The sequence below is a fragment of the Amycolatopsis sp. NPDC057786 genome (assembly GCF_042797905.1).
In the GTDB taxonomy this organism is placed as follows: Bacteria; Actinomycetota; Actinomycetes; order Mycobacteriales; family Pseudonocardiaceae; genus Amycolatopsis.
In genome coordinates this window covers 40,158-51,048 of the sequence record NZ_JBHVKW010000064.1, presented here as the reverse complement: position 1 = coordinate 51,048, position 10,891 = coordinate 40,158, and the positions used below count along the sequence as shown (strand labels likewise).

The window sequence follows — 10,891 nt, the reverse complement described above, 5'->3', positions numbered from 1 at the left end:
GCGAAAGCCACTTTCGCAACCTTCAACGTTGCGAAAGTGGCTTTCGCAACGTGCCGAACCGCGGCTCAGGCGTCCTGCGCGGCCAACGCCGGCCCGAGCACGAACTCCGGATCCACCTGCGCGGTGAGGTCTTCCCCGGTCCGCCCGCTGCCCCACGCCCGCGCGTTGCGGAGGTGGAACTCGACGCCCTGCCGCTGGTAGCGCGCCCAGTCCCGCTGCTCGCCGTCGACGGTCGCGAGCATCGAGCCCAGCGTCGCGAGGTTGTGCGCCTCGAGTTCGCCGATCGGGCGCGCGCGGCCGCGTTCGGCGGCGCGCACGTGCCGCGAGTTCTCCATCCAGCCCAGCAGGGCGTCGCCGACCTCTTCGCGCAGGAACTCGATGTCCTCGTCTTCGGTGACCTTGTTGCCCACGACGACCAGCCGCACGCCGAAGTCCCGCGCGTAGTCGGCGTACTGCCGGTACACGCCGACACTGCGTACGGTCGGCTCGCACACCAGGAACGTCACGTCGAACCGCGTGAACAGCCCGGACGCGAACGCGTCGGCGCCGGCGGTCATGTCCATGACCACGTATTCGCCCGCGTCGTCGATCATGTGGTTCAGCAGCAGCTCCGCCGCGCCGACCTTCGAGTGGTAGCAGGCGACCCCGAGGTCGTCCTCGTCGAACTGCCCGGTGACGCCGAGCCGCACACCGCCGAACTCGCGGAAGCAGGCCTCGAAGATCGGGTTGTCCTCGAACGGCCGGACCAGCCGCGACCCGCGCCCCGGCGGGGTCGTCTTGATCATCGAGGCCGGGTCGGCGATCCGCGGGTTGTCGCCGCGCAGGTACTCCTTGATCAGGCCCATGTTGTCGCCCAGCGTCGGCCACGCGATGGCCTCTTCCTCGCTCGCGCCGAGCGCGACGGCGAGGTGCTGGTTGATGTCCGCGTCGATCGCCAGAACCGGTTTCCCGCCGCCGGCCAGGTACGCGGTGAACAGCGACGCCAGCGTGGTCTTCCCGCTGCCGCCCTTCCCGACGAACGCGATCTTCACGCCACGGCCCTTCCTGTCGTTTTGAAAAGGGTATCGGTTTTCATTTCGGTCCGTAACGTACACCCGACCGGCCCGCACCCGAACGGGCGATCAACGGCGCCGGATCGGGATAGGGTTGGGTGGTGCCTCCACTCGTGATCAGGACACACGCGGCAGGAGGGGACTTCGGTCACCTCCGGGCCGAGTTCTCGCTGCCGGAGTCGTTCGGGCCCGACGTGCTCGCCGAGGCGGAGGCGGCGGTCGTCGACCCGCTCGATTCGGCGGGGGAACGCGAGGACGCCACCGGCCTGCCCTTCGTCACCATCGACCCGCCCGGCGCCAAGGACCTCGACCAGGCGGTACTGGTCGAACGCGTCGACGGCGGCGGGTTCCGGGTCCACTACGCGATCGCCGACCTGGCCGCGTTCATCCCGCCGGGTGGCGCGCTCGACAAGGAGGCGCGCCGCCGCGGGCAGACGCTCTACCTGCCCGACGGGAACGTCCCGCTTCATCCGCCGGTGTTGTCCGAGGGCGCGGCGAGCCTGCTGCCGGGGGAGACCCGGCCCGCCGTGCTGTGGACCATCGACGTCGACGCGAGCGGCGAGCCGACGGCGACCAACGTCCGCCGGGCGCTCGTCCGGTCCACCGAACAGTTCGACTACGAGACCGTCCAGGCGGCGATCGACGCGGGCGACCCGCATCCTTCGGTCGCCGCCCTGCCGGAACTGGGCCGTCTGCGCCGCGAACTCGCGATCCGGCGCGGCGCGGTCGAACTGCAGTTGCCGGAGCAGGAGATCAGCGGCGATCCCGACGGCGGCTGGGCGCTGATCCAGCGGCCGCGCAACGACGTCGACGCGTGGAACGCCGAGATCTCGCTGCTCACCGGCATGGCCGCGGCGAAGATCATGATCGGCGCCGGGATCGGGGTCCTGCGCACGCTGCCCCAGCCCGACGCCGAAGCGATCGAATGGCTGCGCCGGTCCGCGCAGGCGCTGAACATCGACTGGCCCGAGGGCAAGAGCGTGTCGGAGTTCCTGGCCGCGCTCGATCCCGGTCAGCCCGCGTCCATGGCGCTTTTCGCCGACACCACCAGGCTTCTGCGCGGCGCCGGGTACACCGCCTTCGACGGCGAACTGCCCGCCTTGACCACGCACGCCGGGATCGGCGGCGCGTACGCCCACGTCACCGCGCCGATCCGGCGGCTGGTCGACCGGTTCGCCACCGAGATCTGTCTCGCCGTGAGCGCCGGCCGCGAGGTGCCCGAGTGGGTCCGCGCGGCGCTTTCCGAGGTGCCGGAGCAGATGACCGCGTCCGACACGCTGGCGGCGAAGGTCGAGCGTGCCTGCATCGACCAGGTCGAGGCCTGGGTCATGGCCGAGCACATCGGCGAGGAGTTCGACGCGATCGTGCTGCGGGCCGACGACTCCAAGTCGGAGATCCTGATCGAGAATCCGCCGGTGATGGGCAAATGCGCGGGCGAGAAGCCGCCCGAAGGCGAGCGGATCCGGGTCCGGCTCACCGCGGTGGACGTCGACAAGCGGAAACTGTCCTTCGAGCGGGCATGATCGACGATCTCGGCGAAGTGGTCCCGCTGCGCGAACCGGCGTCGCGAGTGGTGTCGCTCGTGCCGTCGCTGACCGAGGCCGTCGAGGTGAGCGCGCCGGGAAGGCTCGCGGGCGCCACGGACTACTGCACCCATCCGGTCGATCTGGACGTCCCGAGGGTGGGCGGCTCGAAGTACCCGAACGTGGACAAGGTGCTCGAACTCGAGCCGGATCTGGTGCTGGCCAACTCCGAGGAGAACCGGCCGGAGGACGTGGAACGCTTACGTGCCAACGGGATCCCGGTCTGGGTGATGGAGGCGTCGGCGACCGTGCCCGGCGCGCTCGCCTCGATCCGGCGGATCTTGACGCAGGCCTACGACCTCACCGAGCCGGAGTGGCTGGTCGAGGCCGAAGAGATCTGGCGGGAGACGCTGCCGGAGCGGTTCCGCGCGGTCGTGCCGGTCTGGCGGAAGCCGTGGATCGTGCTCGGCAGGGACACCTTCGGCGGCGACGTCCTGCATCGCGTCGGGATCGGCAACGTCTACGCGGACCACGAAGAGCGCTACCCGCGCCCGAAGCTCGACGAGCTCCAAGCGCGCTTCGCGGCCGGAGAGGCGAACCTGCTCGTGCTGCCTGACGAGCCGTACGAGTTCACCGCGGACGACGGTCCCGAAGCGTTCCCCGGCGCGAAGCCCGTCCTGGTCTCCGGGCGCTACCTGACCTGGTACGGCCCTTCGCTCGTCGAAGCCCACTCCCACCTCACGCATTTAGTCCTCTGAATGCGGTAGAGCGCATCCAGAGGACTAAATGCGGGCAGGTCAGAGGGTGAGGCCGGTGAGGACGGTGACGCGTTCTTCGGTGAAGTCGGCCATCGCCGACGCTGGGCCCTCGCGGCCGACGCCGGAGTCCTTCACACCGCCGTAGGGCATCTGATCGGCGCGGAAGCTCGGCACGTCGCCGACGAGCACACCGCCGACACGCAGCTTCGCGGACACGTCGAACGCCGTCGGCAGGTCGCGGGTGAACACGCCCGCCTGAAGGCCGAAGCGCGAGTCGTTGATCCGGCGCATCCCGTCCTCCACCGAGTCCACACGCGTGATCGACACGACCGGCCCGAAGACCTCGTCGGCCATCACCGACGCGTCCTCCGGCACGTTCGCGAGCACGGTCGGCTCGACGGTCGCGCCGTCGCGCTTCCCGCCGGTCAGCAGTTCCCCGCCGGCGTCGACGGCCGCGGCGATCCACGACTCCACCCGGGAAGCGGCGTCGGTGTTGATCAGCGGCCCGACGTCCACGCCGTCCGTCCGCGGGTTGCCGGTCCCGAGCGCGCGCACCTGCTCCAGCACCTTCGCCTGGAGTTCGTCGTAAACGTCGGCGTGCGCGTAGACGCGCTGCACCGAGATGCACGACTGGCCCGCCTGGTACATCGCGAACGTCGCGATCCGCTGCGCCGCGAAGTCCAGGTCCGTCCAATCAGGACAGACGAGCACCGCCGCGTTGCCGCCGAGTTCGAGCGCGACGTGCTTGCGCGGCACGCTGTCCCGGATACCCCAGCCCACCGGCACGGAACCGGTGAACGACACGACCGGCAGGCGCGGATCGGTCACCAGCCGAGCCGATTCCTCGTTGCTGACCGGGAGGATCGACCAGCTTCCGGCGGGTAGATCGGTCTCGGCGAGGATCTCGCCGAGCAGCAACGCGGTCAGCGGAGTCGCGGGCGCGGGCTTGAGCACGATCGGCGCGCCGACCGCGATCGCCGGTGCCACCTTGTGCGCCACCAGGTTCAGCGGGAAGTTGAACGGCGTGATGCCCAGCACCGGGCCCTTCGGCACCCGGCGCACCAGCGCGAGCCGTCCGGTGCCGCCCGGGTCGGTGTCGAGACGCTGCAGGTCACCGGAGAACCGGCGGGCCTCCTCGGCGGCCCAGCGGAACGTCGACGCCGCGCGCCCGACCTCGCCGCGCGCCCACTTCAGCGGCTTGCCCGACTCGGCGGTGATCAGCTGTGCGAGCTCTTCGGACCGCTCACCCAAAACTCGGGACACGTGGTCCAACGCGCCCGCCCGGACATGCGCGGGCAGTGTCGCGAACTCGTCCTGGACGTCGTGCGCGGCCTGGACCGCGGTCTCGATGTCCGAAGTGGACGGAACGTGGTGCGAGCCGGCCTCGCTTCCGTCGAAGGAGTGACGGACGACGACGGTCTCGCCGCTGGTGACCGGCTTTCCGGCTACCCAGAAAGGAAAGGTGCTCACTTGACGGCCTCCGTGCGGACAGCGTGCTCCAGGACCGACAGGCCCTCTTCGAGCAGTTCGGTGGACAGGGACAGCGGCGGCAGCAGGCGGACGACGTTGCCGTAGGTTCCGCAGGTGAGGACGACGACGCCCGCCTGGTGGCAGGCCTGCGCGACCCGCTTGGTCAGGTCGGCGTCGGGTTCGGTGGTGCCGGGCTTGACGAACTCGGCGGCCAGCATCGCGCCGCGGCCACGGACGTCACCGATCACGCCGGTCTCCTCGGCCAGCGCCCGCAGGCGCGGCAGCACCGCGTTCTCGATGCGCTTCGCCGACGCCGCGAGGTTCTCCTGGCGCATGACCTCGATCGAGCCGAGGGCCGCGGCGCACGCGATCGGGTTGCCGCCGTAGGTGCCGCCGAGCCCGCCCGGCGGGACGGCGTCGAGCAGTTCCGCGCGGCCGGTGACGGCGGCGAGCGGCAGGCCACCCGCGATGCCCTTGGCGGTGGCGATCAGGTCGGGCACGACGTCTTCGTGCGTGGACGCGAACCACTCGCCGGTGCGGCAGAAGCCGGTCTGCACCTCGTCGGCGACGAACACGACACCGTTCTCGGTGCACCAGCGGGAAAGCGCGGGCAGGAACCCGGGAGCGGGCTCGATGAAGCCGCCCTCACCCTGCACCGGCTCCAGTACGACGGCCGCGACCTGGTCGCCGCCGATCTGCTTCTCGATGCGGTCGATGGCGATCCGCGCCGCCTCGGGGCCGGACAGGCCGTCGCGGTACGGGTACGAGCCGGGCACGCGGTAGACCTCAGGAGCGAACGGGCCGAAACCGTGCTTGTAGGGGATGGATTTGGCGGTCAACGCCATCGTCAGGTTGGTGCGGCCGTGGTAGGCGTGGTCGAAGACGACGACGGCCTGACGTCCGGTCGCGGCGCGGGCGATCTTCACCGCGTTCTCGACGGCCTCGGCGCCTGAATTGAACAGCACCGAACGCTTCTCGTGGGTGCCCGGCGTCAGCTTGTCGAGTGCTTCGCACACCTCGACGTACCCCTCGTACGGCGTGACCATGAAACACGTGTGCGTGAACCGGCCCACCTGCTCCCGGACGCGGTCCACGACGGCGGGGGCGGCGTGGCCGACGTTGGTCACCGCGATGCCGGAACCGAAGTCGATCAGGACGTTGCCGTCGGCGTCGGTGAGCAGGCCGCCCTCGGCGGAGGTGACGTAGACCGGCAGCACCGAACTCACGCCCGCGGCGACGACGGCGGCGCGTCGCTCCTGCAGGGCGCGCGAGGCGGGGCCGGGGATCTCGGTGCGCAGCCTGCGCTGGGTTTCGGTGGTGACGGTCACGGCCAGACTCCTGCGGACGCGAGGGACGGGGTCGCTCTCCAGAATGGGAGCCCGCCTGGTTCGCGTCAGCTCGACATCTTGTCGATATCGAGGCGTAGAGTTGGACAACATGGCACTGACCCTCGCCGCCCTCGTGGCCGAACGTCCGCTCGGCCTGCGGGTGCGCGCGGCCGAGGCGGGGCTCGACCGGGCGATCGGCTGGGTCCACCCCACCGAACTGACCGATCCGCAGGCCTTCCTCGAAGGCGGCGAACTGCTGCTGACCACCGGCCTCGCCCTTGATGAAACCACGTCGCCCGGGTACATCAGGCGGCTCGTCGACGCCGGCGTGGCGGGGCTCGGTTTCGGAGTCGGCCTCAGCCACGAGAGCATTCCGCGGTCCCTTGTGGACACCGCGGAAGAGGTCGGGCTGCCGGTGCTCGAAGTGCCGAGGAAGACACCGTTCATCGCCATCACTCGGGCGGTCTCCCGTGCGGTCGCCGCCGACGAGTACGCCTCGCTCGTGCGCACCGGCAAGGGGCAGCAGGAACTGACCAGGACGGCCGTCGGCAAGGGCGGGCCCGGCGGTGTGGTGCGCAAGCTGGCGAAACTGGTCGACGGCTGGGTGCTTCTGCTCGACTCTTCAGGCGCGGTCACCGAAGCTTCGCCTTCCGCGCGGCCCTTCGCCGACGAACTCCAGGACGACTTCGCGCGGCTGCGCGCGGGCACACTGGTGACGGTGGCGGGGGAGTACGAGGTCGTCCTGCAGACGCTCGACACCCGTGCCCGGGGTGTGCTCGCCGTCGGCACCCGGGAGCCGCTCGATGCCGCGGGGCAGCACATCGTCAACACCGCGGTGTCGTTGCTTTCCCTTGCCCTGGAACAGAATCGTGAACACGTAGGCGCCTTGCGGCGGCTGAGGTCAGGGCTGTGCGACCTGCTGGCCGCGGGGCACGCGGAACTCGCCACGCGGACGATGCTGTCGCTCTGGGGAGGTGTTCCGGAAGCGCCGTGGTCCGTGCTGGCGGTCGCCGGTTCCGCGGGTGCGCGCCGCTCGCTCGTCGACGCGCTCGACGCGGAAGTGGCCGGAGACAAGGTGTTCTTCGGCGAGTCGGGGGCGTTCGTGGTCGCGCTCGGCGACGTGGAGACCGTCGCCGAGCAGGCTTCCCGGATCGGCGGATTGCATGCCGGGCTGTCCGATCCGGTGTCCACAGTGGAGTACCCGGCCGGGCTCAGGCAGGCGAAACAGGCGGCGGAAGCGGCGAAGGCCGAGCGTTCCCCGCTGGTCCGGTTCACCGAACACGCCGGGCGCGGCTTCCTGGAGATGGTCGATTCCCAAGCGGCGCAAGCGTTTTCGGACAGTCTGCTGGCGCCGCTGCGGCACCATGACGAAACCGGCCGCGGCGCACTGGTCGCGTCGCTGACCTGCTGGCTCGAACACCACGGTCACTGGGATCTGGCGTCCGCGCGGCTCGGCGTCCACCGGCACACCTTGCGCAACCGCATGCGCAAGGTCGCCGAGCTGACCGGCCGTGATCTCGATTCCCCCGGTGTGCGCGCCGAATTCTGGCTGGCGCTGCAGGTCGCCGGGGGCTGAAGGACGCTTTCCCCGCATGCGACGCGGTGAAGGGCGCTTGCCTCGCATCAGACGCGGGTATGGCGTCCTTCAGCCGTCAGCGCTCGGACTTGACCAGGGCGATCGGCGAGTCGCCGCAGCGTCGCAGGTGGGTGCCGGTTTCCGTCATGGTCGGCTCCGCGCCGGCGGACCACCACGCCGGGACGTCGACGTCGCGCACCAAAGAACCGGTCGCCTGGCGCGCGTTGTTCGACACGATCACCCGGCCCTGCGCGTTGACCAGCGCCGCGCGGCCGCCGAGCGCGCGCAGTTTCAGCTGCAGCAGGCGCTCGACCTCGCGCACGTAGATGTCCGCGCCGACGACCCCCGCGAACGCCCCATCACGCTGGACGGGAACCGTGAACGTCAGCGTGTACTCGTCGGTGCAGAGGTAGTCGACGTACGGGCCGTTGATATGGCGGCGGCCGGTGTCACGCGGGACGGTGAACCACGATTGCCGGGTGTAGTCCAGGAAGTTCTCGCTGTCCGGATCGAGGCTGATCACCAGTTGCACCGGTTCGGCGTCACCGGTTTCGGTCCACCATTCGAAGGCGAATTCCTGATCGGTCAGCGCGTTCGGCGCACTGATGAACCCGGCGCCGACGACCAGGCCGCCGAGGACGTCGAAGACCTGCGGCCGGAGGCGGGGCAGGTCTTCGGCGGTGGCATCGGTGGAGGCGGCCAGGAGCCCCTCGGCGCCTGCCAGTAGTGGCTTCAGCCTGCCGAAGACGTCCTCGACCAGGGCGGATACCTGTTCGACGACCTCGGAACCGGCGGACGGTGTGTCGTTCACGATGCTCACCTCGGATGCGCGGATGCCGCAGCTTAAGGGGCCAGAAGGTCTAAATGCACGTCCGCCAGCCGGTCTATCGCTTCGAGGATGTGCTCCTCGGTGAGCTTCCTGGCCAGCTCGCCGTCTCCCTGCGCGATGGCGGCGGCGATCGCGCGGTGTTCGGCGTAGGCGTTCTCGCGAGTGCCGTGCGGCTCGAGCGGCAACCACAGCAAACCGCCTCGTTCGCTCTGCAACTGCACTTCTTCCCTGGTCAGCCGCGGCGATTGGGCGGCCGCGGCGACTTCGAGATGGAACTGGCGCTCGGCCCGCGACGCCTCCGCGCCGGTGGCCGTGCGGATGTCCTCGGTCGCCAGTTCGAGCCGCTCGATGTCTTCGGGCGAACTCCGCTCGGCGGCGAGTTTGGCCGCGGCGCCCGCGATGGCGAGGTAGTGATCGCCGACGTCGCGAAGCTCGGACAGCGAAACCGTGCGAAGGCGCTCTCGCCACGAAGCGGCCGAAGGGTTGGCAGGCGTCTTCACAAAGCTTCCGCCGCCTCGGCCGCGTCGCGTCTCGACAAGGCCCTGCTGTCGCAAGGCGACGAGCGCTTCGCGGACCGTCACGGTGGAGACGCCGAACTGGGCGGCCAGCTCGGCTTCGCTCGGCAGCTGCTCCGAGTCGGCCAGCAGCCCGAGAGTGATGGCGTCGACCAGCCGCGCGGTGACCGCTTCCGCCCGGCCGATCTGGTCGAGCGGAGCGAACATCGCTGATCGCGCGCTGTGCGACATCCCCTTACGCATGGTGGCCCTTCGCCCGTACCGCTACCCGATGGAGGCAATCTTGCCCCATCGTCTTGTCATTTAACATCTGGACTTATATGTTTTAGCTCCCTCGCCGCCCCAAAAAGGAGCAAGGGACCTTTGCTATCGCCTCACGCCCCCAGGCCCAGTAGCCAGGAGCTCTCGTGCAGCAGTTGAAGCACTTCATCGGCGGTGAGTACACCGGATCCGCGTCTGGCCAGGTCGCCGACGTCGTCGATCCCGTCACCGGCCGCCCGTATCGCACCGCCGCCGTCGCCGGCCCCGAAGACGTCGACCGCGCGCTCAAGGCCGCGGCCGCCGCCTTCGAAACCTGGCGAGAGACCACGCCCGCGCAGCGCCAGCTCGCGCTGCTGAAGATCGCGGACGCCGTCGAAGCCCGCGCGGAAGAGATCGTGCTCGTCGAATCGGCGGACACCGGCAAGCCGGTCGCGCTCACCGCGGCCGAAGAACTGCCGATGATCGTCGACCAGTTGCGGTTCTTCGCGGGGGCCGCGCGTGTCCTCGAAGGACGGTCGGCGGGCGAGTACATGGAAGGGCATACCTCTTTCGTCCGCCGAGAGCCGATCGGCGTGTGCGCGCAGGTTACGCCGTGGAACTATCCGCTTCTCATGGCGGTCTGGAAGATCGCGCCCGCCCTCGCCGCAGGGAACACCGTGGTGCTCAAACCGGCCGACACGACGCCGGCGTCGACCCTGCTCTTCGCCGAGATCTGCGCCGAATTCCTGCCGCCCGGCGTGCTCAACGTGATCTGCGGCGACCGCGACACCGGGCGCGCGCTCGTCGAGCACGACATCCCCGCGATGGTGTCCATCACCGGCTCCGTGCGGGCTGGGATCGAGGTCGCCGCTTCGGCCGCGAAGGACGTGAAGCGCGTACACCTGGAGCTCGGCGGTAAAGCGCCTGTAGTGGTCTTCGCGGACGCCGACATCGACGCGGCCGCTGAGGGCATCGCCGCCGCCGGGTACTTCAACGCGGGCCAGGACTGTACGGCGGCTACGCGGGTACTGGTCGCCGACGAGGTCCACGACACCTTCGTCGCCGCACTCACCCGGCAGGCGCGCGCGACCACCACCGGCAAGCCCGACGACACGTCGGTCAGCTACGGACCGCTCAACAACGCCGCGCAACTCGACCGGGTCGCCGGGTTCGTCGACCGGCTGCCCGAACACGCGGTAGTCCACTGTGGAGGTAAGCGGCAGGGGGACGAGGGTTACTTCTACGAACCGACGGTGATCTCCGGCGTCCGGCAGGACGACGAGATCAGCCAGACGGAGATCTTCGGCCCGATCATCACCGTCCAGCGCTTCGAGACCGAAGCCGAAGCGCTCGCCGCGGCCAACGGCGTCGAGTACGCGCTCGCGTCGTCGGTGTGGACCACCGACCACCAGCGGGCGATGCGGTTGGCCCGAAAGCTCGACTTCGGCTGCGTGTGGATCAACACGCATATCCCGCTGGTCGCCGAAATGCCGCACGGCGGCTTCAAGAAGTCGGGCTATGGCAAGGACCTCTCGCTCTACGGCCTCGAGGACTACACCCGCGTCAAGCACGTGATGAGCGCGCTGTGACGACCACCGAA

General features: G+C 69.8%; 9 protein-coding genes. 4 read left to right on the top strand and 5 right to left on the bottom strand.

Annotation, left to right across the window (positions count from 1 at the left end; translation table 11 throughout):
* Positions 1-65 precede the first annotated feature (65 nt).
* Positions 66-1,031 (bottom strand): AAA family ATPase, encoded by a 966-nt coding sequence (locus ACFVM3_RS27590; RefSeq protein WP_378442883.1) that lies wholly within the window; start codon positions 1,029-1,031, stop codon positions 66-68.
* 134 nt (positions 1,032-1,165) lie between these two features.
* Between ACFVM3_RS27590 and ACFVM3_RS27585 the strand changes: the two genes are divergently transcribed.
* Both ACFVM3_RS27585 and ACFVM3_RS27580 read left to right on the top strand, forming a co-directional pair.
* Positions 1,166-2,575, top strand: coding sequence for an RNB domain-containing ribonuclease (locus ACFVM3_RS27585; RefSeq protein WP_378442886.1), 1,410 nt, complete (start codon positions 1,166-1,168; stop codon positions 2,573-2,575).
* Complete coding sequence (locus ACFVM3_RS27580) at positions 2,572-3,333, top strand: helical backbone metal receptor (RefSeq protein WP_378442882.1); 762 nt, start codon at positions 2,572-2,574, stop codon at positions 3,331-3,333. The genes ACFVM3_RS27585 and ACFVM3_RS27580 overlap by 4 nt, the downstream gene beginning before the upstream one ends.
* 39 nt (positions 3,334-3,372) lie before the next feature.
* On the opposite strand, the gene ACFVM3_RS27575 is transcribed toward ACFVM3_RS27580, so the two are convergent.
* Positions 3,373-4,803 carry an aldehyde dehydrogenase family protein gene (locus ACFVM3_RS27575; RefSeq protein ID WP_378442881.1) on the bottom strand — a complete coding sequence of 477 codons (1,431 nt, stop codon included), beginning with the start codon at positions 4,801-4,803 and terminating at the stop codon, positions 3,373-3,375.
* Positions 4,800-6,131, bottom strand: a complete 1,332-nt coding sequence (gabT, locus tag ACFVM3_RS27570) for a 4-aminobutyrate--2-oxoglutarate transaminase (RefSeq protein WP_378442880.1) — start codon at positions 6,129-6,131, stop codon at positions 4,800-4,802. The genes ACFVM3_RS27575 and gabT overlap by 4 nt, the downstream gene beginning before the upstream one ends.
* Positions 6,132-6,240: 109 nt before the next feature.
* Between gabT and ACFVM3_RS27565 the strand changes: the two genes are divergently transcribed.
* Entirely contained in the window at positions 6,241-7,707 is a 1,467-nt protein-coding gene (locus ACFVM3_RS27565) for a PucR family transcriptional regulator (protein ID WP_378442879.1), read from the top strand.
* 76 nt (positions 7,708-7,783) lie between these two features.
* Here ACFVM3_RS27565 and ACFVM3_RS27560 read toward each other — a convergent pair whose 3' ends face one another.
* Positions 7,784-8,518, bottom strand: a complete 735-nt coding sequence (locus ACFVM3_RS27560) for a cache domain-containing protein (RefSeq protein ID WP_378442878.1) — start codon at positions 8,516-8,518, stop codon at positions 7,784-7,786.
* A gap of 32 nt (positions 8,519-8,550) precedes the next feature.
* Positions 8,551-9,294 carry a FadR/GntR family transcriptional regulator gene (locus ACFVM3_RS27555; RefSeq protein WP_034313079.1) on the bottom strand — a complete coding sequence of 248 codons (744 nt, stop codon included), beginning with the start codon at positions 9,292-9,294 and terminating at the stop codon, positions 8,551-8,553.
* Between the two features lie 164 nt (positions 9,295-9,458).
* Between ACFVM3_RS27555 and ACFVM3_RS27550 the strand changes: the two genes are divergently transcribed.
* Positions 9,459-10,880: a gamma-aminobutyraldehyde dehydrogenase gene (locus tag ACFVM3_RS27550; protein ID WP_378442877.1), complete on the top strand. Its 1,422-nt coding sequence runs from the start codon at positions 9,459-9,461 to the stop codon at positions 10,878-10,880.
* Positions 10,881-10,891 lie beyond the last annotated feature (11 nt).

Coding starts and splice junctions, on each gene's coding strand:
- ACFVM3_RS27580 (WP_378442882.1), top strand. CDS start 2,572: ATGATCGACGATCTCGGCGAAGTGGTCCCGCTGCGCGAACCGGCGTCG.
- ACFVM3_RS27565 (WP_378442879.1), top strand. CDS start 6,241: ATGGCACTGACCCTCGCCGCCCTCGTGGCCGAACGTCCGCTCGGCCTG.
- ACFVM3_RS27555 (WP_034313079.1), bottom strand. CDS start 9,294: ATGCGTAAGGGGATGTCGCACAGCGCGCGATCAGCGATGTTCGCTCCG.